Source organism: Vibrio sp. CJQ_6 (assembly GCF_043106745.1).
GTDB lineage: Bacteria > Pseudomonadota > Gammaproteobacteria > Enterobacterales > Vibrionaceae > Vibrio > Vibrio furnissii.
Genome location: NZ_JBICMV010000035.1, coordinates 325167 through 349878 on the forward strand (window position 1 = coordinate 325167; position 24712 = coordinate 349878).

22 protein-coding genes are annotated in these 24712 nt (G+C 53.7%); 9 read left to right on the forward strand and 13 right to left on the reverse strand.

The features are described from left to right. Positions 1-57: 57 nt before the first annotated feature. The 3 genes from ACF8PK_RS19470 to phoB are packed head-to-tail and all read right to left on the reverse strand — an operon-like array spanning position 58 to position 3017. A complete protein-coding gene (locus ACF8PK_RS19470) occupies positions 58-1011 on the reverse strand; it encodes a PstS family phosphate ABC transporter substrate-binding protein (RefSeq protein WP_392443141.1) in 954 nt (317 codons plus the stop codon). Further along, complete coding sequence (gene phoR / locus ACF8PK_RS19475; protein WP_014205666.1) at positions 1008-2306, reverse strand: phosphate regulon sensor histidine kinase PhoR; 1299 nt, start codon at positions 2304-2306, stop codon at positions 1008-1010. The genes ACF8PK_RS19470 and phoR overlap by 4 nt, the downstream gene beginning before the upstream one ends. 21 nt (positions 2307-2327) lie before the next feature. Next, positions 2328-3017 (reverse strand): phosphate regulon transcriptional regulator PhoB, encoded by a 690-nt coding sequence (phoB, locus tag ACF8PK_RS19480; RefSeq protein ID WP_004729465.1) that lies wholly within the window; start codon positions 3015-3017, stop codon positions 2328-2330. A 215-nt stretch (positions 3018-3232) separates the two neighbouring features. On the opposite strand from phoB, the gene rdgC reads away from it, so the two are divergent. The 3 genes from rdgC to ACF8PK_RS19495 all read left to right on the forward strand — a co-directional run bounded on the left by rdgC (position 3233) and on the right by ACF8PK_RS19495 (position 5961). Next, the gene (gene rdgC, locus ACF8PK_RS19485) at positions 3233-4147 is read left to right on the forward strand and encodes a recombination-associated protein RdgC (RefSeq protein ID WP_014205668.1); all 915 of its coding nucleotides are present in this window, start codon (positions 3233-3235) and stop codon (positions 4145-4147) included. Positions 4148-4303: 156 nt separating this feature from the next. After that, positions 4304-5704: a tRNA 5-hydroxyuridine modification protein YegQ gene (yegQ, locus tag ACF8PK_RS19490; RefSeq protein WP_004729469.1), complete on the forward strand. Its 1401-nt coding sequence runs from the start codon at positions 4304-4306 to the stop codon at positions 5702-5704. 2 nt (positions 5705-5706) lie between these two features. Next, positions 5707-5961, forward strand: coding sequence for a YfhL family 4Fe-4S dicluster ferredoxin (locus tag ACF8PK_RS19495; RefSeq protein ID WP_014205669.1), 255 nt, complete (start codon positions 5707-5709; stop codon positions 5959-5961). 165 nt (positions 5962-6126) lie between these two features. Here the strand turns inward: ACF8PK_RS19495 and ACF8PK_RS19500 are convergent, their stop codons facing one another. The 4 genes from ACF8PK_RS19500 to ACF8PK_RS19515 all read right to left on the reverse strand — a co-directional run bounded on the left by ACF8PK_RS19500 (position 6127) and on the right by ACF8PK_RS19515 (position 9697). Beyond that, positions 6127-7548 (reverse strand): MDR family MFS transporter, encoded by a 1422-nt coding sequence (locus tag ACF8PK_RS19500; protein ID WP_392443146.1) that lies wholly within the window; start codon positions 7546-7548, stop codon positions 6127-6129. 144 nt (positions 7549-7692) lie between these two features. After that, on the reverse strand, positions 7693-8361 hold the full coding sequence (locus tag ACF8PK_RS19505) for a ChrR family anti-sigma-E factor (protein ID WP_208549419.1): 669 nt from the start codon (positions 8359-8361) through the stop codon (positions 7693-7695). Next, complete coding sequence (locus ACF8PK_RS19510) at positions 8358-8942, reverse strand: RNA polymerase sigma factor (RefSeq protein ID WP_041942619.1); 585 nt, start codon at positions 8940-8942, stop codon at positions 8358-8360. The genes ACF8PK_RS19505 and ACF8PK_RS19510 overlap by 4 nt, the downstream gene beginning before the upstream one ends. A 176-nt stretch (positions 8943-9118) precedes the next feature. Beyond that, complete coding sequence (locus ACF8PK_RS19515) at positions 9119-9697, reverse strand: LON peptidase substrate-binding domain-containing protein (protein WP_038152803.1); 579 nt, start codon at positions 9695-9697, stop codon at positions 9119-9121. Between the two features lie 328 nt (positions 9698-10025). Between ACF8PK_RS19515 and ACF8PK_RS19520 the strand changes: the two genes are divergently transcribed. From ACF8PK_RS19520 to csdA, 4 genes are all read left to right on the forward strand, one after another. Beyond that, positions 10026-10841 (forward strand): outer membrane protein OmpK, encoded by an 816-nt coding sequence (locus tag ACF8PK_RS19520; protein ID WP_158141079.1) that lies wholly within the window; start codon positions 10026-10028, stop codon positions 10839-10841. 106 nt (positions 10842-10947) lie between these two features. After that, complete coding sequence (gene panE, locus ACF8PK_RS19525; protein ID WP_392443151.1) at positions 10948-11838, forward strand: 2-dehydropantoate 2-reductase; 891 nt, start codon at positions 10948-10950, stop codon at positions 11836-11838. Beyond that, the gene (locus ACF8PK_RS19530) at positions 11835-12434 is read left to right on the forward strand and encodes a DJ-1 family glyoxalase III (RefSeq protein WP_014205675.1); all 600 of its coding nucleotides are present in this window, start codon (positions 11835-11837) and stop codon (positions 12432-12434) included. Before panE ends, ACF8PK_RS19530 begins: the two co-directional genes overlap by 4 nt. 1 nt (position 12435) lies before the next feature. Further along, positions 12436-13647: a cysteine desulfurase CsdA gene (csdA, locus tag ACF8PK_RS19535; protein WP_392443155.1), complete on the forward strand. Its 1212-nt coding sequence runs from the start codon at positions 12436-12438 to the stop codon at positions 13645-13647. 142 nt (positions 13648-13789) lie between these two features. Here csdA and csdE read toward each other — a convergent pair whose 3' ends face one another. The 4 genes from csdE to ACF8PK_RS19555 all read right to left on the reverse strand — a co-directional run bounded on the left by csdE (position 13790) and on the right by ACF8PK_RS19555 (position 16854). After that, positions 13790-14221, reverse strand: coding sequence for a cysteine desulfurase sulfur acceptor subunit CsdE (gene csdE, locus ACF8PK_RS19540; RefSeq protein ID WP_004729490.1), 432 nt, complete (start codon positions 14219-14221; stop codon positions 13790-13792). A 15-nt stretch (positions 14222-14236) separates the two neighbouring features. Next, a complete protein-coding gene (gene tcdA / locus ACF8PK_RS19545) occupies positions 14237-15046 on the reverse strand; it encodes a tRNA cyclic N6-threonylcarbamoyladenosine(37) synthase TcdA (protein WP_038152825.1) in 810 nt (269 codons plus the stop codon). A 106-nt stretch (positions 15047-15152) separates the two neighbouring features. Then, positions 15153-16268: a murein transglycosylase A gene (mltA, locus tag ACF8PK_RS19550; protein WP_014205679.1), complete on the reverse strand. Its 1116-nt coding sequence runs from the start codon at positions 16266-16268 to the stop codon at positions 15153-15155. A gap of 70 nt (positions 16269-16338) precedes the next feature. After that, the gene (locus ACF8PK_RS19555; RefSeq protein ID WP_232658481.1) at positions 16339-16854 is read right to left on the reverse strand and encodes a DUF2850 domain-containing protein; all 516 of its coding nucleotides are present in this window, start codon (positions 16852-16854) and stop codon (positions 16339-16341) included. 115 nt (positions 16855-16969) lie between these two features. On the opposite strand from ACF8PK_RS19555, the gene argA reads away from it, so the two are divergent. Together argA and ACF8PK_RS19565 are read left to right on the forward strand one after the other, a co-directional pair. Next, positions 16970-18307 carry an amino-acid N-acetyltransferase gene (gene argA / locus ACF8PK_RS19560; protein ID WP_038152805.1) on the forward strand — a complete coding sequence of 446 codons (1338 nt, stop codon included), beginning with the start codon at positions 16970-16972 and terminating at the stop codon, positions 18305-18307. A gap of 264 nt (positions 18308-18571) precedes the next feature. Then, positions 18572-18751 (forward strand): hypothetical protein, encoded by a 180-nt coding sequence (locus ACF8PK_RS19565; protein WP_004729500.1) that lies wholly within the window; start codon positions 18572-18574, stop codon positions 18749-18751. Positions 18752-18893: 142 nt separating this feature from the next. Here the strand turns inward: ACF8PK_RS19565 and recD are convergent, their stop codons facing one another. Both recD and recB read right to left on the reverse strand, forming a co-directional pair. After that, on the reverse strand, positions 18894-21050 hold the full coding sequence (gene recD / locus ACF8PK_RS19570) for an exodeoxyribonuclease V subunit alpha (protein ID WP_392443159.1): 2157 nt from the start codon (positions 21048-21050) through the stop codon (positions 18894-18896). Further along, on the reverse strand, positions 21047-24673 hold the full coding sequence (gene recB, locus ACF8PK_RS19575) for an exodeoxyribonuclease V subunit beta (protein ID WP_392443161.1): 3627 nt from the start codon (positions 24671-24673) through the stop codon (positions 21047-21049). The genes recD and recB overlap by 4 nt, the downstream gene beginning before the upstream one ends. Positions 24674-24712: the final 39 nt, after the last annotated feature.

Sequence of the window (24712 nt, forward strand, 5' to 3'; positions counted from 1 at the left end):
TCAAATCAGCCAATCTGTTCAACATGAAAAAGCCAGCGCGATGCTGGCTTTTTCATGTCATTCAATCCCCACCTTGGCAAGCTCTTCGCGAGCAAACTCGGGCGAGATCGGGAGATAACCATCTTTGGCCACCAGCGCTTGCCCCTGTTGGGAGAAGATAAAGCGAATGAATTCGCGCTCAATGGGTGTCAGCGGCCGTGTCGGGTGTTTGTTGACGTAGACATACAAATAACGCGACAGCGGGTACTTGCCCGACAGAATATTGGCATGACTCGGTTCGACATAGTCGGTGCCTCGGCGCGCAATCGGGATCAATTTCACGCCCGAAACGCGATACCCCACGCCGGAATAGCCTAGCGTGGTGATAGATGACGCCACCGACTGCACCACCGAAGCTGATCCCGGTTGCTCGTTGACGTTGCGTTTGAAATCGCCGCCACACAGCGCATTTTGTTTAAAGTAACCGTAAGTCCCAGACACCGAGTTGCGCCCAAAGAGTTGAATGCCCCGCCGCGCCCATTCATAGGGCAAACCAAGTTCCGCCCACGTGGTCACAGAGTGGTTCGCGCCACAGCGCAGCGTGGAAGAAAAAATGCTGTCGAGCTGAGTAAAGTTCAGCCCCTCAATCGGGTTGTCGCGATGGACAAAAATGCCAATCGCATCAATCGCGACGCGCAGCGCGGTTGGTTTGTAGCCATGCGTGCGTTCAAACGCTTCAATTTCTCGCGTGCGCATCGGGCGGCTCATCGGCCCAAACTGTGCGGTGCCTTCGGCCAGCGCGGGCGGAGCGGTGGCCGAACCGGACGCTTGCACTTGGCCGTTGACGTTCGGATAAATCGATTTAAATTCTTCGACCCACAGCGTCGTCATGCCCGCCAGTGTGTCGGAACCCACCGAGAGCAAACTGCCCGCCACACCGGTGTGTTTGTGATATTCCGGTAGCTCATCGGCCTGCGCTTGCGAAACCCAACCCAGCCACGCGGCAAGTACGAGGGTGACACGCCACATCATTTCACCACCAGACGCTTAGGCAGCACAAACGAAAAGCGGCTCCCCACGCCCACGGTACTGTTAATCTCGAGATGCGAATCATGGTGGGACAAGGCGTGTTTCACAATCGCCAGCCCCAAACCACTGCCGCCGGTATCGCGCGAACGCGCTTTATCGACGCGATAAAAACGTTCGGTAAGGCGATGCAGGTGCTGCGGCTCAATGCCATCCCCTTTGTCTTCCACTTCCAAACAGGCACCCTGCGGCGTTTGGAACCAGCGCACGTTAATTTCTGCGCCCGGCGGCGTGTATTTGACCGCGTTATAGACCAAGTTGGAAATTGCACTGCGCAGTTGATCTTCATCGGCCAGCACGCGCAGCTGCTTATCGATGTCAAACTTGAGCTGATGCTGATCGTCACCGCTAAGGCTCACCGCCTCTTTTTCCAACACTTCGAGCATAGCCGGCACATCGACCACATCTTCCAATTCATGCATCGGCGCCGCTTCAATCTTCGACAGCGTGAGCAGTTGATTGACCAAGCTGTTCATGCGGTTGAGCTGCTCGGTCATCACGCCGTGCGCTTTGCCCCACATCGGGCCCACCAGCATGTCCGGATCTTCGGTCATTTCCAGATAACCTTGCAGCACCGTCATCGGTGTGCGCAGCTCGTGCGACACGTTAGCAAAGAAGTTGCGGCGCATGCCTTCCAGTTGTTTCAGTTGGGTCACGTCGCGCACCACCATCAGGTGTTCGCCTTCGGTGTACGGCACAATACGCAATTCAAGGGAGCGCTCCACGTTGAGCGGAGAACGCATCTCCAACGGCTCAGTGAAGTCATCTTTTTGCAGGTATTTGATGAAATCCGGTGTGCGGATCAAGTTGGAAATCGGCTGTCCGGCATCGTCCGGCCAACGAAACCCTAGCAGATGCTGCGCCAAGCGGTTGCACCACACGATATTGCCTTCACCGCGAAACACCACCACCGCATCGGGCAGCGATTCCGCCCCATTGCGAAAGCGGCGAATCAGGTTGGTTAACTCTTTGCGCTTTTTGCGCTGACGCTGCTGCAAACGGTAAATGCCGTTAAACAGGTATTCCCAGTTGCCGGAACCCGACGGCGGTGTCAGTCGTTTTTCATCCCACAACCACGCCGAGAGGCGCATTTGGTTGTGCAGATGCCACACAAGCTGCAACGCCGTGGCCGCCAACAGCAACCACGGCATGTATCCAAATATCCACCCGACCACAATCCATGGCAGGTAAAAAAAAGCCAGCTCCCAGGCCAGCTTTTTCCAAGTTAACCGTTCAACCATAATACTTCGCAGTGGATCCTCTTACGCTTTGGTTGAGAAACGATAGCCCGCGCCGCGCACGGTCTGAATCAGCTTGTCGTGACCCGCTTCTTCGAGGGCTTTACGCAGGCGACGAATGTGCACATCGACCGTGCGGTCTTCCACATACACATTGGTGCCCCATACGTTGTTCAGCAGTTGTTCGCGGCTGTACACACGCTCTTGGTGGGTCATAAAGAAGTGCAGCATTTTAAATTCGGTTGGGCCCATATCGAGTGGTGCGTCGTTGGCCGTGACACGGTGCGACACGGGATCCAGTTTCAGACCTTGCACATCAATGACATCTTCGAGTGCCGTGGGGGTCACGCGGCGAATCACCGCTTTGAGGCGAGCCACCAGCTCTTTAGGCGAGAAAGGTTTGGTAATGTAGTCGTCTGCACCCACTTCAAGGCCGCGGACTTTGTCTTCTTCTTCACCACGCGCCGTGAGCATCACCACCGGAATGTTACGTGTCAGCTCTTCGCGTTTCATGTGTTTGATGAAGTTGATGCCGCTACCGCCAGGTAACATCCAATCTAACAGAACGAGATCAGGGAAGGGTTCAGCCAGTTTGTTGACGGCAGTGTCATAATCCTCTGCTTCCACGGCCTGGTAACCTTTTTGCTCAAGCACGAAACACAGCATTTCACGAATCGGTGCTTCGTCTTCAACAACCAGAATCCTTCTAGACATAATTGAATAACCTTTATTTTTAATCAACGCTACGCATTATGAGAAATGATTATGACACTTTTGTGACCATTGAAAACAATTTTTAATATAACTTTCTTATCAAATTCATCGTTCTATCTCAGTTGTATCAATCACGGAATTTTGAATTTGAGGTAAGACTTTAGCGCTGAAATCCCCTATGATGTGGGGCTTTCGAACAAGGAAAAGAAATAGATATGTGGTTTAAAAACTGTATGGTTTATCGCGTGAACCGCGAGATTGACTTCAATGCCGATCAGCTGGAAACACAACTGGCTGAGTTCCGTTTCACGCCATGTGGCAGCCAAGATAAACAGAAGTTTGGCTGGGTGCATGCGATGGGCAGACATGGCGATATGATGACTCACGTCAGCGAAGACCGCATTCTCATCTGTGCCAAGAAAGAAGAAAAAATGTTGCCAGCGTCGGTGATCAAAGACTCACTGAACGCCAAAGTGGAAGCGATGGAAGCCGAAGAAGGTCGCCCGCTGAAAAAGAAAGAAAAAGACAACATCAAAGAAGACATCATTGTCGATCTGCTGCCACGTGCATTTAGCCGCAGCCACCTGACCCCGGTGCTGATCATGCCCAAACAAGGCCTGATTCTGGTCGATGCCAGCAGCTACAAAAAAGCCGAAGACGTCCTGGCGCTACTGCGTAAAACCATGGGTAGCCTGCCTGTTGTCCCTGCGATTCCGGAAGTCGCAGTCGAAACCACGCTGACCGAGTGGGTCAAAGAAGGCAATCTGCCACAAGGCTTTAACTTGCTGGACGAAGCGGAACTGAAATCGATTCTCGATGATGGCGCCACCGTACGTTGCAAGAAGCAAGAGCTGTCGAGCGATGAGATTCTGAGCCACATCGCCGCCAACAAGGTGGTGACCAAGCTGTCCATCAACTGGCAAGATCGCATCAGCTTTATTCTCGCGGAAGATTGCAGCCTGAAACGTCTGGCATTCAGCGATGAACTCAAAGATCAAAACGAAGACATTCCTCGTGAAGATCAAGCTGCGCGTTTCGATGCCGATTTCTCACTGATGTGTGGTGAATTTGCGGTGTTCCTACCAGATCTGTTCAACGCGCTTGGTGGCCTGCCACACGCTGACGCGTAACCCCTTCCCTCATCAGGCTTGCGTCTCACGACCAAGCCTGATGTTTGCTTGCAATCTCAACTGGTCATGCGCCCTCTTTTGGCGTAAAATTTGCGCCCCTTCCAATACCATCAGGTGGTATTGGCCTGACTTGAGATCAGATTGAGAATACAAGCAATGTCTACTGAAAAAACTTTCGTCCCTGAACTGCTGTCACCAGCAGGCAGCCTGAAAAACATGCGTTACGCGTTCGCATACGGTGCCGATGCCGTTTACGCTGGCCAGCCACGTTACAGCCTTCGCGTGCGTAACAACGAATTCAACCACGAAAACCTGCAAATCGGTATTAACGAAGCGCATGCCCTGGGCAAAAAGTTTTACGTGGTGTGCAACATTCAACCGCACAACTCAAAACTGAAAACCTTCATTCGCGATCTGAAACCTGTGGTCGACATGGGCCCAGATGCGCTGATCATGTCTGACCCTGGCCTCATCATGATGGTGCGCGAAGCCTTCCCGGATATGGCGATTCACCTGTCAGTACAGGCGAACGCAGTGAACTGGGCGACCGTCAAATTCTGGGCAGCAAACGGCGTAGAGCGCGTGATCGTGTCTCGTGAGCTGTCATTGGAAGAGATCGAAGAGATCCGCGAGCACTGCCCAGAAACGGAACTGGAAGTGTTTGTGCACGGCGCACTGTGCATGGCGTACTCAGGTCGTTGCCTGCTGTCTGGCTACATCAACAAACGTGACCCGAACCAAGGCACATGCACCAACGCTTGCCGTTGGGAATACAAAGTTGAGAAAGGCAAAGAAGACGACGCAGGTCAGATCGTGGAAGAGTTCGATCCAAATGCGCCACAAGCGATTGAAGTGCAGGAAGAGCGCCCTGAAACCACCATCGGTCGTGGCAAGCCAATCGACGACGTGGTGCTATTGTCTGAAAGCCATCGTCCAGAAGAAAAAATGGCCGCGTTTGAAGATGAGCACGGCACTTACATCATGAACTCAAAAGACCTGCGTGCGGTTCAACACGTGGAACGTCTGACGAAGATGGGTGTGCACTCGCTGAAAATCGAAGGTCGAACTAAATCGTTCTACTACTGTGCACGTACCGCGCAGGTTTACCGTAAAGCGATTGATGACGCTGTCGCTGGCAAACCATTTGATGACACGCTGATGGGTACGCTGGAAAGCTTGGCGCACCGTGGTTACACCGAAGGTTTCCTTCGTCGTCACACGCACGACGCATACCAAAACTACGATTACGGCTACTCCGTCTCTGACGCGCAGCAGTTCGTGGGTGAATTCACGGGCAAACGCCGTGGCGACATGGTCGAAGTCGAAGTGAAGAACAAGTTCATCATTGGCGATAGCCTCGAGCTGATGACGCCAAAAGGCAACGTGGTGTTCACGCTAGAAGCGATGGAAAACCGCAAAGGCGAAGCAACCGACGACGCGAAAGGCAACGGCCACTTCGTGTTCATCCCCGTTCCTCAGGACATGGATCTGGAATACGGCCTGCTGATGCGCAACCTTAATGCTGGTCAGGATACCCGTAACCCAACAGGCAAATAATTATGGCACTGCTAATCACAGGTAAATGCACCAACTGTGACATGTGCGAGCCGGAGTGCCCGAACGGCGCGATCTCGATGGGTGACAGCATCTACGAGATCAACCCGGATTTGTGTACCGAGTGTAAAGGCCACTACGACAAGCCCACATGCGAGTCAGTGTGCCCGATCACCAACTGTATCATCACCGATCCAGCGCACATTGAAACGGACGAACAGCTGTTAGAAAAGTTCGTCATCATTCAGGGACTCGCCTGAGACAAAAAACGGCCTCACCGGGCCGTTTTTTTATTGCTCTATTTTTATATAGCTGCATTTTTCATGGTTGCATTGTTGATGACTGCGTTGTTGATGACGGCACTGTTGATGGCAGCACTCAGTTTAAGTTTATGGCTAGATGAGCGCCGTATTCACCACCAGCGCTTAGCTGTAGTCATCCAACTGAATCCGTGGCGCACGCAGGGCATTGAGCAGACACAAGAACGCCAATCCTGCCGCCAGCAAATAGCCGGTTTGGAACGCATCAATAATCACATCGCGTGGCGTGTCGAGCAGGGCCGTCAGCGAGCTTTGCGCATTGAATCCCGGGATCTGCGAATAGATCAGCGTGCCAAACACCGCCGTCCCCACCGACGCTCCCAACGAACGCGACAACCCGGCCATTGACGTAATGCGCCCCAAACTCGCTTTGCCAGCAATGGTTTGAATCGTAATTTGTGTCGAAGGCATGATACTGCCAAGCCCCAAACAGCAGAAAAAGCCGATGGCGCTGACAATCGATGGGCTTAAATCCAACATCGCCAAGGCAAAAAAAGCACTTGAACTGATCGACATTCCGCACACCGGCACCCACTTCGGCACACCAGTGCGGGCAATCACTTTACCGGTGATAAACGAGCCACAAATCACCCCAGCCGAGAGCGGAATCATCAACATGCCCGATTGCGCCACGCTAACGCCCAACCCCACCTGCAAGAAAATCGGCAAGAAAAACACCAGCGCAAACAGACACGACGCAAACAAAAACGTGGAGATGAGCGGAATATGGATTTCTCGTTTTGCCAGCAACGCCAACGGCAGAAACGACTGCTTCACCCGTTGCTGCTGAATCAAAAACAGCACCACCAAGACGGCAAAAAGCCCAAGCAATCCAAAGCTCATGCGAGAATCCCAAGCAAAGTAATGCCCACCGGCCGACAACCAGTAGATGATCACCGTCATCAGGCTCGGAAATAGCACCAGCCCGAAAATATCAATGCGCGTTTTGCTGGCGTGCTCTTGCGTCGATTGCAGTTTCGATAAGCGATAGAGCGCAAAGCCGACCAGCGGCAAGTTAATCCAGAACAACCAATGCCATGTCAAATAGGTCACGATGACCCCGCCAAGCACCGGCCCGCCGATGCTCGCCAGAGCAAACAGCGCTGAAAAATAGCCTTGGAAGCGTGCTCGTTGACGCGGCGGTACCAGCTCACCTATCAAGGCTTGCGACAGACTCATCAACCCGCCGCTGCCCAAGCCCTGCACAATGCGGCCTGCGACCAACAGCGGCATATTGACCGCCAACGCACACACGATGGAGCCGATGCCAAAAATACTCAGCGCAATGGCCAGCATTTTTTTGCGCCCATATTGGTCACCGAGCCAACCATACACCGGCACAGACGCGGCACCCGCCAACATGTAGCCGACCGCAATCCAAGAAGAGAGCTGCATATCGCCCAGATCGCGCACCATCGCAGGCGTCGCGGTGGCGAGCAGCGTTTGATCCACCGCAGCCAAAAACATCGGCAAAAAGACGGTGGTAAAAATCGTCAGAAAGGTTTTTTTATCAACGGGCTGTGACATAACGGCATCTAAGTGGTGAAAACGTCGCCATCATACACTGAACGCCGCCTCCCCATGCCAGAAAAGTGTTGTCCTGTGTAAAAAAAGGCCACCGAAGGTGGCCGAAAGAAAGCACTCAGTAAGGTAGAACCATTGAGCGTTCGATTAGGGATACAGCCCCTTACCGAACAGATTGAAGATGCGCGCCACCCCTTGAGTAAATACCATCGGCTGCGTCAGCACCGTCAAACACAAACAATCTTGCTGCAACGCGGTTTGCGGTGAATGACGAATCGAGGCATCACGCTGCAAGAAATCGCCTGCATCATAATGACCATCTTCATCACTGAACGCCCCGTGCAGCACCAATGTGGATTCCAACCCGCGATGGGTGTGCTGAGGAATACTGACACCAGCGCTGATGTACATCAGGTTCATGTGAACATCGTCATCATGATGCAGGGGCAAACTAAACACCTTTCCGCCATAACTGCGCCATTTGGCGTGTGGCGACACCAGTCGCTTGAGCGAACGCGGCACCGGAATGCGGCGGCCATTCACCGACACCACCACCGGTTTGCTGCGCAGCGGCTTGGCGGCTGGATGGACGTCGCTTGCCGTGATCTGGCTCAGCATGTGCTGCCAATTCGATTCGTCACTCGGTATCGCTTCGGTGCTCAGTAGCGCCTCGCCATGTTGTTCCTCCAACTGCCTTGCCTGATGGCGACAATGGGGGCACATTTCCAAATGAGTGGCCACAGCCAAGCCGTGGGTTGCGTCAATTGAGCCTTCCGCATAGGCTTCGATCAATTGAAGATCAGGATGGTAGCTCATAACCGCTCCGCATCGATTGAAGTTCTAAGTTTTTCTACCGCTAAACGCAGGCGAGATTTCACCGTACCCAAAGGAATGTTAAACATCTCCGCCACCTGCTGATGAGGTAGCTCCTCCAAATACACCGCTCGCACCACTTTCTGCTGCGCTTCCGGTAGCGTATCCAAAAATTTCAGCACCTGTTCTTTCAGCATTTCATGCTCCGGTGCGTAATGTTCCACCAGATCCGGCGGACAAAAATCACTGGGCCAGATGTCCTCCGCCAGTACATGAGGCTCTTTGCCTTTCTGCTTGCGCAGCAGGTCAAAACACAAATTGCGCGCAATCGTGTAGATCCAAGTTGATAACGAACTTTTGTGACCGTCAAATAGATGCGACTTTTGCCATACCGTGGCCATCGTCTCTTGCACCAATTCCAACGCCACTTGCTCATTACCCAGATGCTTATAAACAAATTGTTTCAGGCGCGGCGAGAAAAAGTGAAACACGAGCGCAAACGCCTCTTTGTCATGCTGCTTCACTTTGTCCATACACACAGTCCAGTCCTGCCGGCTGAAAGTTTGTGGATTCACACTCGTCATAGGATGTCCTGTCCTTCGCGACCCAATATTGAGCCGTCTGTCACCTCACGTCACCTTGTACGGGCGTGCAGCAGATTCGATCACTGTTATCAGTATAGATAGTGCGCTCCAATCGATCGTACGCCAAACGCCCCATCGGGAGTTCAAGTTCCCCGTGATGGTTCAAGCGTCCTCACTTATTCGTCATAGGCCTCAATGGTCTGCGTTAAAAACGACAACGCATGACGACAATCGGCAAATTGAGCCAGTGAATCAAACTGCTGATTCGACAGCGGCAGCAGTTCCAGCCAGCGCTGCGCCACCCAACTGGCATCATCAAAAAAACAATGGGGATACAGTTCGCCAATCTGCGGAAACTCCTGATACAATTTTTGCAGATGATGGCTGAGGAACAGGTCGTCTTCGTCCAGCGCCTGTGTTGGCCAGCTTGGCTGCCACTCCACCTTCGCGCGGCGCAAGCCGTCGTACTCGACGCGCACCTTATGAATTGAGAAGCGCTTAATGCCCACCACCGTAACCCCCAGCAAGCCATCACCAAGTGTTTCAAAATCAACAATTTTTACCCACGTACCAAATTCAGAAAGTGGATTTGCATTTCCTTTCACTTTGCTATCAAACAAACACATGCCAAATCCGCTGTTTGCTTTACTGCACTCTGCCACCATGCGTTTGTATCTGGGCTCAAAAATGCGCAGTTTCATCTTCCCTTCGGGCAAAACAATCGAACTAAGCGGGAATAACATAATCTCTTCCATGCCAAATACCTGTCTCCAAGTGTTTTTTCTGTCTACGAAATTGGCGTTTTCTGCGATCACTTACTAATTTTGTTGGTTAATCGATCGGCTTAAAATTCTGACACAGACTGAAAATTAACGATCTAAATCACAATAAAAATGCAACAAAATGAAAGACAAAAAAGTTCCGTAATATTTATTTGAACATGTGAACTAGATCACCAAGTTTGATTATTTTTGCACCCTTTATCACTTTTAATTGAGAATTTAGTCGCTATTATTCCGGCCAATTGGAAGCGGCAAGGAATCATTGCTCTTCTGAATTAATACAACCATAGAGAGTCCCCTAATGCGTAAATCACTTTTAGCTCTTAGCCTTCTAGCGGCTACTTCAGCGCCAGTAATGGCAGCAGACTATTCAGATGGCGATATCCACAAAAACGATTACAAGTGGATGCAATTCAACTTGATGGGTGCGTTCAACGAAAAAGGCGTTACTGAATCAAGCCATGACTACCTGGAGATGGAGTTTGGTGGTCGCTCGGGTATTTTCGACCTGTACGGTTACGTTGACATTTTCAACCTGACTTCAGACAAAGGCAGCGATAAGTCTAAAGCAGACAGCAAAATCTTCATGAAGTTTGCACCTCGCATGTCTCTGGACGCACTGACTGGTAAAGACCTGTCTTTCGGTCCAGTACAAGAGCTGTACATTGCGTCTCTGATCGAATGGGATGGCGCAAATGGCGGTGTGAACAACCAAAAAATCGGTCTGGGTTCAGACGTGATGGTTCCTTGGTTGGGTAAAGTAGGCGTGAACCTGTACGCAACTTACCTTGGTAACGATAAAGACTGGAACGGTTTCCACTTTGCAACCAACTGGTTCAAACCTTTCTACTTCTTTGAAAACGGTTCATTCATCTCTTACCAAGGTTACATCGATTACCAATTCGGTATGAAAGATGAATATGCAAGTGCAAGCAACGGCGGCGCGATGTTCAACGGTATCTACTGGCACTCAGACCGCTTCGCAGTGGGTTACGGCCTGAAAGCTTACCACGACATCTACGGCTTTGCTGATAACGAAGGCGTGCCATGGAATGCAAACCTGAAAGCTGAATCATCAGGCTTTGGTCACTACATTTCTGTAACTTACAAGTTCTAATTCTGACTTGCAGTTACGCAGAAAAGGCGCCGATGGGCGCCTTTTTTATTGCTTTCAGCAAGCTGCGCATTATCCTTAGCGCAAACCCTCAACCAAAGCAGATTCAATGAATATCGTGGTCGTCGGCCCGGGTGCTATCGGCAGCTTATGGGCTTGCGCTTTGCACCAAGCCGGACATCAGGTGTCCCTGTGGGGCACAGGCAACAGCGCTCACTGGAAAATGCAGCTCGATGAGTCGCCTTGTATCGAGTTTGCCTACAACCAAGTCAGCGCTTTGCGCGACGCCGATGTGTTACTGGTCACCGTCAAAGCATGGCAAGTGGCCGCTGCGCTGCAACCCATCTGGGCACACATCGCCCCCGAAACGCTACTGCTGTTTATGCACAATGGCATGGGCGCCTTGGATGAGCTTGCTGAGCACTTGAGCACGTTCCCTGTCCTGCTGGCCACCACCACACACGGCGCGCTGAAGACTTCCGCTCACACGGTGAAACACACCGGTGCGGGGCAAACGCAACTCGGCGCTTTGAATCCGCTCGGCGCGCAGTGCCGCTTTATGGCCGATGTGCTCCATCACGCACTGCCGTCTGCCGTCTGGCACCCACACATTGAACACGCACTGTGGCAAAAATTGGCGGTCAACTGCGCCATCAATCCGCTCACCGCGATTCATCACATCACCAATGGTGAACTGGCGCAGCCTGAATTTCGTCACACCTTAGACGCAATCATCGCCGAAGTGGTGTGCGTGATGCAGGCCGAACAGATCCCGGTGGAAGGCGCCGTGCTCAAAGCGACGGTCGATCGCGTGATCCATGCAACCGCCGCCAATCGCTCCTCGATGCATCAGGACATTGTTCATCAGCGGCGAACCGAGATAGACTTTATTACCGGCTACGTGGTGCGCAAAGCGCAGCACCACGGCATTGCCGTTCCAGCCAATCAGGCACTTTATCAACACATTCAATCAATCGAACAAAGTTGGACACAATCATGACAAAACGAATTCTGGTCCCGATCGCACCGGGCACTGAAGAGATGGAAGCCGTGACCATTATTGATATTCTGGTCCGCGCGGGCTATCAGGTGGTTGTCGCCAGCGCTGATTTCGACGGCCAATTGAGCATGACTGCGTCACGCGGCGTCATCTTAACCGCAGCACACAAGCTGGTGGATGTCGCCGACGACGAATTCGACGCCGTGGTTTTAGCCGGCGGCGTGGGCGGCGCAGAAAACTTTCGCGACAGCCCCCTGTTGATGGAAGTAATCAAACAGCAAAAATACGATGGTCGCTTGGTGGCCGCGATCTGCGCTTCTCCGGCCGTGGTGCTACAACACCACGATATCTACCCGGGCGCACTGATGACGTGTCACCCCAATTTTCAAAGTCATATTCCGCAAGACCTGTGGCGCAACCGTCGTGTGACCTTTGACGTCAACAACAACCTGCTCACCAGCCAAGGGCCGGGCACCGCGTTGGAGTTTGCCGTCGAAATCATCGTGCAATTGTCCGGCAAAGCCCTGGCCCGCGAAGTGGCGCTGCCATTAGTGGCGCTGCCGCAGCTCAATTACGAAAAGCTGGGTGAAGAGTAACATGTTAGATATCGCCGCCATTCGCGCGCAATTTCCCGCCCTCGATCAATCGGTCAATGAGCAGCCGCTGGTCTATCTCGACAGCGCCGCGACCACGCAAAAACCGCAAGTCGTGATTGATGCGATCGCCCATTACTACAGCGCGCACAATGCCAACGTACACCGCGGCAGTCACAGCCTGACGGCGCAAGCCACCAGCCAGTTTGAAGCGGCGCGCGACCGAGTGGCGCAGTTCATTGGCGCGCAGAGCAGTCACAGTATTGTCTGGACACGCGGCGCGACTGAAGCGCTGAACTTGATCGCACAAACCTACGCGCGCAGCACGCTTCAAGCAGGCGATGAGATTTTGGTCAGTGAAACCGAGCACCACGCCAACATCGTGCCGTGGCAAATGGTCGCCGAGCAAACCGGCGCCCGCGTGGTCAAAGTACCGATGACCGACCATGGTGAATTTGGCCTCGACGCATTCCATGCATTGCTCTCACCACGCTGTAAAATAGTTGCGCTGGCCCACATCACCAATGTCACGGGTACCCGTCAGCCGATTGAAGCGGTGATCGCCGCCGCGCATCAAGTGGGCGCCATTGTGGTGGTCGATGGCGCGCAAGGCATTGTGCATGAAGCGGTGGACGTCACCGCGCTGGATGCCGACTTTTATGTTTTCTCCGGTCACAAACTGTATGCGCCCGCCGGCATTGGCGTGTTGTACGGCAAGCCAGCATTACTGGAGGCGATGCCACCGTGGCACGGTGGCGGCAAAATGGTCGAGAAAGTGTCGTTCAGCGGCACCACGTACGCGGGCTTACCAGGGAAATTTGAAGCGGGCACCCCCAACGTGGCTGGCGCGATTGCACTCAAAGCCGCGATTGATTGGTACAGCCAATTTGCGCGTCAAGACGTGGAAGCGCATCTACATCACTTGCAGACGCTTACCTATCAAGCCCTGAGCCAAATGGACGACATTCGCGTGTTGGGTTATCAGCCTCAGGCGAGCATTCTGAGTCTGGTGATGGATGGCGTGCACCATCAGGATTTGGCCACCTTGCTCGATCAACAAGGTATCGCCGTGCGCGCAGGGCATCATTGTGCGCACCCATTAATGGATGCGTTTGGTGTCTCGGGGACCGTGCGAATTTCGTTTGGTATTTATAATTCAGCGCAGGACGTTGAACGCTTGATAGCCGCCATCGAAAAAGCGGTCGATATTCTGTAAGTCGTGAAGACATGGCCTCACGGTTCAAAATAGCCGCATCTCAATGCGGCTATTTTGATGGGATCGATTGAGAAAACATGACGTGAGGAAAGCGAGTTCAAGCGATAAAAGGTGCTTTGAACGCACTGAGGCGCAACATCGGTTATGCGTGCGTCATGGTTTGAATCTGCTCGACGATGGCGCGCAGACCGTTGCCGCGTGATGGGCTCAAATGGGCAATTAACCCCAGTCGGTCAAAATAATCATTGATGTCGAACGCCTGAATCTCAGCCGCTGTTTTTCCATCAAACGCCGCCATGACAATCGCAATCAAACCGCGCACGATGCGCGCGTCCGAATCTGCGCAGAAATGCCAGACGCCCTCGCGCGGCTCCCCCACCAGCCACACCAGACTCTCGCAGCCCGAGACCGTCACCTGTTCACTTTTCAGCTCATCAGGCATCTGAGGCAGTTTTTTCCCCCACTGCACCACCTGACGATAGCGATCTTCCCAGCCATGCAGCGACTGCATGGTTGCGGCGATCTGTTCACTGGTGATTTCACAACCAAACGGAGATGTGGGATAGCGAGACATAACAACCCTGCCTATTTATTTTCTGTGTTTCTGAATCAGTTTTTCAACAATGCGTGAGACCGCCACAAAGCCAAAGGTTGCCGTCACGACAGTGGCTGCGCCAAAACCGCTGGCACAATCCATACGTTTCGGACCTTCTGCGGTCGATTTCACCGCGCACACGCTGCCATCTGCTTGCGGGTATTTAAGCTGCTCAGTTGAAAAGACGCAGTCGATCCCAAACTTGCGCGCCGGATTGGTCGGAAAGTTGTGGAAACGACGCAAGCGATCTTTGATTTTCTTCGCCAGCGGATCCTGAATGGTTTTGGTCAAATCCGCGACCATGATTTGAGTGGGATCGGTCTGACCGCCCGCACCACCGGTGGTGATCACTTTGATTTTATTGCTGCGACAGTACGCCAGCAACGACGCTTTGGCTTTCACGCTGTCAATGGCATCCAGCACGTAATCGAACCCTTTGCTCAGGTATTCATGCTGATTGTCTGGCGTGATGAAATCGTCAATCAAATTGACTTTGCATTCTGGGTTAATCAGTTTCACCCGTTCTGCCATCACTTCAATCTTGCTCTTGCCGACGTTGCCGCTCAGCGCATGGATCTGGCGATTGATGTTGGTCACACACACATCGTCCATATCAATCAGCGTCAGTTCGCCAATGCCGGTACGCGCCAGTGCTTCCACCGCCCAAGACCCGACCCCGCCGATGCCGATGACACACACATGCGCCGCTCGCAAAATATCGACTTCAGAATGGCCGTATAAACGGCGGGTACCACCAAAACGCTGGTTGTAACTGTCTGAGGCTGGAGTATCGAGTTCACGCATGTTCATCATCCAAAATCGGGATCATTAATCCGCAATGATAAGGTTCACAAAAAGAAAGAGTGCGATTTATACGCACTCTTTTCGAAAAAGTCTAGCTGACCGCGGGCTATTGTAACTTCTCTGGCGGCAGAGCCCAAGGCGCTTGTGTCGGAGAGTTTTCCAGCCCCAGTTTCCACACGCGGCCGAAATGCTTGTAGTGACCCGCTTCAGTGCCCGCACGCGGCCCCATGCCGTGGTACAAATCAAGATGGTTCTGTTTCACCGCGCCGCCGGTATCGAGCACAATCAGCAGACGCAGCTGATGCGCGCCCGACCACGTGCCATCAGCGTTGAGCAGCGGCACTTCGGCCAGAATCGGCGTCCCCATCGGGAACAGCGAACGGTCGCCAGCGACCGAAGCCATTGGCAATAGCGGAATACCGGCGCTGCCCGTCACAGGTGCTGCGGCGCGCGGTTGGAAAAACACGTACGACGGATTTTGTTCCAGCAGCTCTCGCACTGTCTCGTCATCGTTGGCCAGCACCCAGTCTTTGATCGCTTTCAGCGACATCTGTTCACGTGCCACCAACCCGCGTTCAATCAGAATGCGGCCGATGCTGACATAAGCCTTGTTGTTCTTCCCAGCGTAGGCAAAGTATTCCAGCGTGTCATCATCGCCAAAATGAACAAAGCCACTGCCCTGCACTTCCATAATAAATGGGTCAATGCGATTGGCCGCATATCCCAGCTCCAGTCCTTCACCATACAATGCGCCGTCATAAATCTGCGCGCGCGTCGGGCAATCCACATCACACGCGGGCATACCATACACCGGGAAATGGAATTCTGGGTCTGGCGTATGGCGCAATTCAATCACGGGCGAAAAGTAACCGGTAAACAGCACGTTGCCTTTTTTATCACCGCCGCCCAACTGTGCCGCCTGAACGCCAAACTGCGCCAGTTCAGCCGGATCTCCACTTTGCATCACCCATTCGTTGAGTTGCTCATACAGCGGGCCGTAAATCGCAGCCATCGATGGCGACTTCTCGACCACTTGCTCACTCTGCTTGGCAAATGCGGTGAAATCGCGTGGTGTGTTGGAGGCCACTTGTGTCACTTGATTGAGCGTCTGCGGAAATTCATGGTCGAGGTATTGTTGCGCTCGGTCAGTCGGCTGCGCACAACCAAACAGGACTGTCAAAGGCAGCGCCACGGTGGCGAAGGGGAAAAGGCGTTTCATCACTGGAGTTGATCCGTTGTCTAATTTGCGAAAAGGATGACAAACTCCAGTGCGAAGCGCAATTGTCGAATTGTTAACGGAGGTTTTTTTGATGTTTTCCTGACAATTGGAAGGTCGGGTTGTAATGCGACGCAGGTTTCACGCGCTGCATTTCGGTGTTCTCTTCGTTGAGCATTCTGTATTGAAACTCACGCGTGCCAATGGTGTATTCAAGCGTGCGGCCATTAAAATCAAACGACGTGGCCACCACGCGCCCTTCAATCACCACCCCTTTGGCGTCCAAACGAATTTTTTTTGCTGCATAAGGCGCAACGTGCTGCTCCACCCAAAGCCCGTACACATCGCTTTTGGGCGGCAGTAACCTATCCGCAATGCGGCTGAATAAATTGCTGTACATCATGATGGCGAGTGCCGTCCCGATGACCGCAATGGCTAACAGAATCCGTTCGACGGCTTTGCGTTTACGCTGACGAAGTTCATCATTCACAGGCACGATCGCCCCTCTTTTTTGCATGGTCTGTTCATCTGAATGGTCGGTTTGTGGCCCCGTGGCCATCCCATCACTCATCATCGAAATCAACGCGGTCATACCGCTGAAACGTCAGGACGATAATTTACATCAAACCCGAAAAAACCGCTTGTCTCTAGATGAATAAAAAGTCATTATTTGGACATATTTAAACAAACAAGTTGGATATCAGGCCGTGAAAATTCGTAGTACCGCCCTCGTCAAAGGATTTCGACAATCAGCGCCCTATGTTAACGCTCACCGCGGCAAGATCATGGTGGTGATGGTTGGCGGTGAGGCAATTGCTGATAAAAATTTCGCAAACATTATCAGCGACCTCGCTTTGCTACACAGCCTTGGCGTCAAAATAGTGCTGGTTCACGGTGCTCGCCCACAGATCAATCAGATTCTAGCTACACACAACCGTTCCACGCCCTACCACAAAGGCATTCGCGTGACGGATGAAGAGGCGTTAAGTTTAGTCATGCAGGCCGCCGGCCAGTTGCAACTCGCAATTACGGCCCGCCTGTCGATGAGTCTCAATAACACGCCCATGGCGGGGACTCAGCTTAACGTCGTCAGTGGTAACTTTGTTATCTCTCAACCTCTAGGTATAGATGACGGCATTGATTATTGCCATAGCGGACGCATTCGCCGCATTGACATCGATGGCATCAACCGCACGCTCGATCAAGGCTCCATTGTGGTGCTTGGCCCTATCGCAAGTTCAGTCACAGGAGAATGTTTTAATCTGCTCTCAGAAGAAGTGGCGACCCAAGTGGCGATAAGATTAAAAGCCGATAAGCTGATCGGCTTTTGTTCCGCACAAGGCATCATCGATGAAAACGGCAACTCCATCGCAGAACTCTTCCCCGCCGAGGTCGAGAAAATCGTTCACCGCTTGGAATCGGAAAGCAGCCCGACGGCCGACGACACCACAGGGACGTTGCGCTTTTTACGCGCCGCGATTGCTGCCTGCCGCGCGGGCGTGCCGCGTAGCCATTTAGTCAGCTACAAAGAAGATGGCGCGCTGATCCAAGAGCTGTTCTCGTTTGACGGCATCGGCACGCAAATCGTCATGGCGAGTGCCGAACAAGTGCGCCAAGCCCAAATCGATGACATCGGCGGCATCTTCGATCTGATTCGCCCGCTGGAAGAGCAAGGCATTCTGGTACGCCGCTCACGCGAACAACTCGAACAAGAGATCCACAAGTTCACCATCATTGACAAAGATGGCTTGCTGATTGGCTGCGCCGCCTTGTACCCGTATCAAGATGAAAGCATGGCCGAAATGGCATGTGTGGCGATTCATCCAGAATACCGCGACGGCAACCGCGGCTTGCTGCTGCTCAATCACATGAAACATCAAGCCAAGCAAATGGGGATTCAACGCCTGTTTGTGCTCACCACCCACAGTTTGCACTGGTTTCGAGAGCAAGGCTTTACCGAAGTGGGCGTCGACAAACTGCCGATCGCCAAGCAGAGCTTGTACAACTACCAACGCCGCTCAAAAATTCTTACTTTGAACCTCTAAGTTCTGTCATGCTGCTTGTTTTTAGCCAACAAGCAGCATGAATCACTAAAATTAAGCCACTCAGAACTGTGCAATCCTTTTCATTAAAATGATTACAAAATAACCACTTTGCAACACCCCATGATCTGTGTAAAATTCGCCCACTTGTGACTTAGATCGCTTTTTTGAGTCACTGGCAACAGGACGCATCCTAAGCTGTGGCTGGCTTAGACATCGCATGGATTGCTTTTATTACTAAAACAAGTACTTAAGAGCAAATTCTCTATGAAAACCGTTATTTGTAACTCTCTGCAAAGCTTTTGGGACATGGCCGACAACCAGTTTCTTGAAGGATTGGATGTACATTGCGTGTTTCCCGTCAGTGAAAATCTCAAGGCGTTTATCCTTGGCTCACAAGAGCGCTACCGCATTCGTCGCATCACGTTCACGAAAGCGTTTATCTGACCTCATTACTTCTGGCAGCCTCTTGGCTGCCAGATGAATATCAACACACTCAATCTTCATATCGCGCCCCGATGGCATCACGAACTGATCACATCACGCACTCCATCACATCACTGACTCGGAGCATCACAGACTCAGAGCATCACGCAACCGGTTCGTCCGCATCACGCAATCGTTCCACCAAGCCACTCGCCCGCTGCGTTTTGAGCTTAATGCCACGTTTGAGCACGCCCATATCGCAATACAGCGCAAGTTGGTTTTTGGCGCGGGTGATGCCAGTGTAAATCAGCTCTCGGGTGAGAATCGGGCTGAATTCTGGCGGCAGAATCATCACAGTGAACTCAAATTCACTGCCCTGCGATTTGTGAATCGTCATCGCATAGGCGGTTTCATGTTGCGGTACTCGGCTTGGCAACACCGCTTTGACGCTACCATCGGGCAGTTCAAAGTAAACTTTCAGTCGCTGCTGCTCATCTTGTTCATCGCGCAGACAAATTCCGATATCGCCGTTATACAAGCCAAGGCCATGATCGTTGCGCGTCACCATCACCGGGCGTCCGGCATACCAGATTTCATCCTGCACTTTGATTTTCTTGCGCGCCGCCAGCGCCCGTTCCATGCGATAGTTGAGGCCGCTGACACCAAAATCCCCTTCTCGCACCGCGCACAATAAACGCGCGCGGCCAAAGGCCTGCAACGCATCGCGCGCTTTTTCCGCCATGCTTTGCGACGGCGTGAGCGGCGTTGCCATCAACGCCAAATACGGCGAATAGGCGCCCACCAGAGATTGCAACATCTGATTGTAGTGCTCGCTGCTGAGCGCAAAGTGTTGAATGTCGCTAAATGCGTCCTGCCATACTTTATCTACCCACACCGCCTGACCGCTGTTGACCGCTTTCGCCAACTGACCAATGCCGGAGCGCGCATCAAACCGGTAACTCTTTTGCAGCATGCACAAGCTATCGGCAATGCGATGATCGGCGTGACGCGGGCTGAGCGCCGCAGGCTGAAAGCCAGTCAACTCAGACAACACACGGCTCTGTTCTTTGCTGTACCCTTGATAAAGAAACGAGCAGATATCGCCCAGCACGGCGCCCGCTTCCACCGACGCCAACTGATCTTTATCGCCAAGTAGAATCAGCCGCGCACTGTCCGGCAGCGCATCGACCAATTTGACTATCATGGGCAAATCGACCATCGACGCTTCATCGACCACCAGCACATCAAGGTGCAGGCGATTGCCTGCGTGATGGCGAAACTCAGCGCTGTCGGGAATCGCCCCCAATAAGCGGTGAATGGTGCTCGATTCGGTGGGGATCAGCGCTTTGAGCTCAGGTTCGACGGCTAAGCTTGCCACCGCTTTCCCGATCGATTCCGTCAGTCGCGCAGCCGCTTTCCCCGTCGGTGCCACCAGCTTGATGGTCGGCGTGTGCTGCGCTTGTTGCGCCTGACTGATCAGCGCCGCCAGCAATTTGGTCACGGTGGTCGTTTTGCCCGTGCCGGGACCGCCAGAAATCACCGCAAAGCGGCGTGTCAGTGCAATCGCGGCTGCCACTTTCTGCCAGTTCAAGCAGTGCGCTTGGGGCACCAAGGTCTCCAGCGGCGCAAAATCCTCGCTGCGTTTGGCCTGTTGCAACACACTATCAATCGCTTCCCAATCGAGCCCAGACTCGTCGACCACATCAAGCATATCGCACACCAGACGCTGACGACCAACCTGATTCAATGCCGACGTTTCTCCCTTGCGCTGCAAGGCTTGCTGTAAAAAACGATAGTCGCGGGCAAACAATGTATCCAGACGCTGGCGAAGTTTTTGGACTGCCATAGGCTTTAAGATCATGGGTGTCCCAAAGCACTGCAAACGCGCCGCCAAGGTCACTTCATAATGCCAATAACGATGCAGGTATAGGCGCTGACCATCAAACATCAGCGGCACCGCTTCACCGCGTGCGCCAATCAGCGGCGTGCGCGCCACCAGCGCCGCCCAATCCACAGACAACCACAGCTGATTTAACGGCAGGGCAGCCTCGCCATACACCCCCAATTTGCTCGCCAGTTCAACCCAGTTGCCCTGCTCATCAACCAGTGGCAAACAGATATGACCGCGCCCCAGTTCGGCACTGACCGCCGCTGCGGCCAACATCAACGCCGCGCGCTCGTGATCGCTCAGCGTCTCCGCGTCGCTTTGTTGTGCGAGGAAATGCGCAAACTGGTAATCGAGCTGGCGCAGTGCGCCCTGCGCCGCCAGTTGCTTTAACTGCGCGCTCAGCTGCGTGAAATCCAAACGGACATCCATCATAAATCCAACTCCATCTGTCCGGCGGACGTGGTGCGCGATGTCACCGCTTTGCCCTGAATCAGTTCATCCAGCTCTTCCAACATCGCCTGACTCGGCTTGGCGCTGAAAATGCCGTGTTGCGACGAGCCATCCATGCCGCGTAAAAACAGGTAATAGACGCCGCCAAAATGCTGCTGATAGTCATAGCCCGCCAAACGGCTTCGTAGAAAACGGTGCAGCGCCAGCGCATAAAGCTGATACTGCAAATCGTAGCGGTGCTCAGCCATCGCCTGCGCTAACCGTTCGCCCTGATACGCGGCGACTTCATCGCCCAGATGGTTGGACTTCCAGTCCAGCACGTAATATTTGCCCTGATGTTCAAACACCAAGTCGATAAATCCTTTCAGCATGCCCTGTACGGTGTAGAAGCCGAGATCGCCCGCTTTGGCCGACAGCGGGTCATGGCGCTGCACCACACGGTTCAGGGCAGGCGCACTGAGCACCTCGATGGGCAGTAAAAACTCCATCTCGGTCAGGCGCTGATGCGGCGCTTTTTGGTTAAGGCACAAATCTTTGCCGTTGAGTGGCGTGCGCAGCACGGTATCCACTAGCGATTGCAGCACAGGCAGCCACTCGGCGTCGATCTGCTCGCGCTCCATCAAGTCGGCAATGATACGCGTGTTGTGTTCATCGCTGGCGGGTTGGGTGAACTCCACTTCTTCAAACAGGCTGTGCAGAAATGTGCCGGGCTGCGCGCCGCGCGGGAAGGTGAAAATCGAGCGCTCGGGTTCAGCCAATGCCGCCTCATCGTGCTCATCCGCCGAGTCGACATCAAAGCCACCGATTTCAAAGCTCGCATCATGCTGATGACTGCCCTGTTTGACCAAGCCGGAATAACTGGTGATGCGCCACAGGCGATCAATCTCGTGGCTCAGCGAACGCGCGCTCAGCGGTGGCAATGGCTCAGCCGAAGGCACAAATACCGATTCAGGCACAGCGGGTGGCTCCGTGACCGCAACACACGCCAACGCCGTGTGTTGATGCAGTGATTCTGCGAGCAGCGCCAGGCCGCCTTGCTGGGCATTTTGCAGCAGATAACCCAGCGCACTGTGATGCACGCCGGTCGGCTCTTTGCTGGAACGGCCGTTGCGCAGTGGCGCCACACCAATAAAGCAGCCGTACACGGCGCGGGTCAGGGCCACATAAATCAGACGTAGATCTTCCGCCAGACGCTCTTTGTCCGCCTGTTGAATTGAGGCATCCTGACCGCTGATGTCCAGCAAGGTCTGGCCGCTGCTAGCATCGTAATATTTACCTTCGCTCGCTTCGCGATAGCTGAGCACAAACGGTAAAAACACCAACTCGTACTCCAAACCTTTGGATTTGTGGATGGTGACGATCTGCACCAGATTGCGCTCAGATTCCAAGCGTTGAATCGCCTCATCACTGCCGCCCAGCCCTTGCTCGGCATCAGCGATCGACTGCGCCAACCAGCGCAGCAGGCCATGATCGCTGTCGATCTCCTGCGTCGCCTGTTGCAGCAATTCACTCAGGTGCATGAAATCCGTCAGTTGACGTTCGCCGTCGGGTTCTTCCAGCCAGCGCTCGGCAATATGACGCAGGCTCAGCACCGCGCGCAGCATCGGCAGCACACCGCGATCGAGCCACAACTGACGATACTGTTTGAATTCGTTCAGCGCATTTTCCCACTCATTTTCATCGTTATTGAGCGCGTCCAACTGCTGCGCATTGAGCGCAAACAAGGGGGAAGCGAGCGCCGCGCGCATGGCGCGATCGTTATCCGGGGTCAGCACCGCTTGCAGCAGACGCTGCATATCCGGCGCAATCGCACTGGTAAACACACTGTCGCGGTTCGAGAGATACACGCTGGCAATGCCTTGCTGAGCCAGCGCCTCTTTGATCAAGCGCCCTTCATTTCCGGTGCGCACCAGCACTGCGATATCACCCGCCTGAATACTGTCGCTGGCTTGAATAGCTCCGCCGTGACGAAACTGCGCCTGCCCTTGCTGCGCCGCTGTCAAAATGGTTTGAATCTGGCTTGCGGTCGCCGCCGCCATGGTGTCGAGATACGCGCCTTTGGTCACCGGCGCGTCAGCTGCCATTGACCAGTAGGTCAGCGCAGGTTGCACCTCTCCGTTCAGCAGCCAAGCACGGCCACTCGCTTTCGGACTGGCGCTAACTGGTAAAAACGGAATGTCGTTGTCGTATATAAACGGGCTGTCTGGCAGGGTAAATACCTGATTCACCGCCGCCACCATGTCGGCGCTGGAGCGCCAGTTGGTGCCGAGCGTGTAGTGCGCGCTCACCTGATTGCGCGCCTTAATATAGGTAAAAATGTCCGCGCCACGAAAGCCGTAAATCGCCTGTTTCGGGTCGCCGATCATAAACAGACCGCACTGCGGATGCGGCAAATAAATGCGGCTAAAAATGCTGTATTGCAGCGGGTCGGTGTCCTGGAATTCGTCGATCATCGCCACCGGATAGAGCGTGCGAATGCGCGCCGCCAGCGTGCCTTCATCATCACCATCCAGCGATGCGGATAGTTGCGTCAGCAGGTCATCGAACGACAGCCACTGCTTGCTGGCTTTGGCTTTCGCCAGCAGCGTGCGACAGTGCGTGATCGCGTGCGCCAGCAGCGGCGCTTCCAAGCTGACTGGCTCAGCCAAAAACGCCTGCACGGCCTCAAACACGGCATGACGCGGCGCATCGCCCGATGGCGTTTTCTCTACCAGCACATCCTGAGCAAAACGCGCCAGCTTGTCCGACACCTCGTAACCATGGGTTGGCTGCGCCGCCCAGTCCGACACCGCGGCGATCCACTCCGGCAATGATTTCTTAGTGTAGCTGCGCTTGTTAATGCCGGAATTGGCGATGCAATCGTGAATGTCATCGGCCGCCGCCAGCCACGCCGCTTTCATCGCCTCAATGCGAGTCAGGTTGTGTTGATGCAGCGCCGCGAGGTCGCCCTCCATCACCGGTGTCGTCAGCGACAGCGGCGCGCCGGTCAGATAACCGCCGATTTTTTCCAGCAGCGCCGCAGGCGATGCCCACAAGCGGCGCACTTCCGCAGCCAGATTGAGCGGCAACGGATAAAACTGACGGCGCCAGTAATCGGCCACCACTTGCGCTTTCAGATGGCTTTCATCGGTGACAAATTCGTTGTTGAAACGGCTGCCAGACTCAAACGCGTTTTGCGTCAGCATGCGCTGGCAAAAACCGTGAATGGTGTAGACCGCCGCTTCATCCATTTGGCGCTCCGCGTTGAGCAAGAGCTGCGTCGCCAGTTGGTGATCGGCAAATTCCGCCAGCAGCGGCTGAATCACCGGATCATCACTTTTCCCGCGGCTGAACGCCAGACGCGCATCGTGAATGCGGGCACGAATTCGGTCTCGCAACTCAGCGGTCGCCGCTTCGGTAAAGGTCACCACCAGAATCTGATCGACCGTCAACGCGCTGGCGTGACGGGTGTGTTCACTCCCGTGGCCAAGCAGCAAACGTAGATACAATCCGGCGATGGTAAAGGTTTTACCCGTACCCGCCGACGCTTCAATCAGACGCGCGCCGTGCAGCGGAAACGTCATGGTTTCCAGTGGCGTCGCAGTGATGTTGGCAGTGACACTCATATTTCCAGTTGCCTTTGGGTCATTATTCGAAAATTTATG

Coding starts and splice junctions, on each gene's coding strand:
- recD (WP_392443159.1), bottom strand. CDS start 21,050: ATGATGGATGTCCGTTTGGATTTCACGCAGCTGAGCGCGCAGTTAAAG.
- csdA (WP_392443155.1), top strand. CDS start 12,436: ATGTTAGATATCGCCGCCATTCGCGCGCAATTTCCCGCCCTCGATCAA.
- ACF8PK_RS19510 (WP_041942619.1), bottom strand. CDS start 8,942: ATGACGAGTGTGAATCCACAAACTTTCAGCCGGCAGGACTGGACTGTG.
- panE (WP_392443151.1), top strand. CDS start 10,948: ATGAATATCGTGGTCGTCGGCCCGGGTGCTATCGGCAGCTTATGGGCT.
- ACF8PK_RS19470 (WP_392443141.1), bottom strand. CDS start 1,011: ATGATGTGGCGTGTCACCCTCGTACTTGCCGCGTGGCTGGGTTGGGTT.
- phoR (WP_014205666.1), bottom strand. CDS start 2,306: ATGGTTGAACGGTTAACTTGGAAAAAGCTGGCCTGGGAGCTGGCTTTT.
- ACF8PK_RS19500 (WP_392443146.1), bottom strand. CDS start 7,548: ATGTCACAGCCCGTTGATAAAAAAACCTTTCTGACGATTTTTACCACC.
- ACF8PK_RS19505 (WP_208549419.1), bottom strand. CDS start 8,361: ATGAGCTACCATCCTGATCTTCAATTGATCGAAGCCTATGCGGAAGGC.
- rdgC (WP_014205668.1), top strand. CDS start 3,233: ATGTGGTTTAAAAACTGTATGGTTTATCGCGTGAACCGCGAGATTGAC.
- ACF8PK_RS19515 (WP_038152803.1), bottom strand. CDS start 9,697: ATGGAAGAGATTATGTTATTCCCGCTTAGTTCGATTGTTTTGCCCGAA.
- ACF8PK_RS19495 (WP_014205669.1), top strand. CDS start 5,707: ATGGCACTGCTAATCACAGGTAAATGCACCAACTGTGACATGTGCGAG.
- yegQ (WP_004729469.1), top strand. CDS start 4,304: ATGTCTACTGAAAAAACTTTCGTCCCTGAACTGCTGTCACCAGCAGGC.
- csdE (WP_004729490.1), bottom strand. CDS start 14,221: ATGTCTCGCTATCCCACATCTCCGTTTGGTTGTGAAATCACCAGTGAA.
- ACF8PK_RS19565 (WP_004729500.1), top strand. CDS start 18,572: ATGAAAACCGTTATTTGTAACTCTCTGCAAAGCTTTTGGGACATGGCC.
- ACF8PK_RS19530 (WP_014205675.1), top strand. CDS start 11,835: ATGACAAAACGAATTCTGGTCCCGATCGCACCGGGCACTGAAGAGATG.
- ACF8PK_RS19555 (WP_232658481.1), bottom strand. CDS start 16,854: ATGACCGCGTTGATTTCGATGATGAGTGATGGGATGGCCACGGGGCCA.
- phoB (WP_004729465.1), bottom strand. CDS start 3,017: ATGTCTAGAAGGATTCTGGTTGTTGAAGACGAAGCACCGATTCGTGAA.
- recB (WP_392443161.1), bottom strand. CDS start 24,673: ATGAGTGTCACTGCCAACATCACTGCGACGCCACTGGAAACCATGACG.
- tcdA (WP_038152825.1), bottom strand. CDS start 15,046: ATGCGTGAACTCGATACTCCAGCCTCAGACAGTTACAACCAGCGTTTT.
- ACF8PK_RS19520 (WP_158141079.1), top strand. CDS start 10,026: ATGCGTAAATCACTTTTAGCTCTTAGCCTTCTAGCGGCTACTTCAGCG.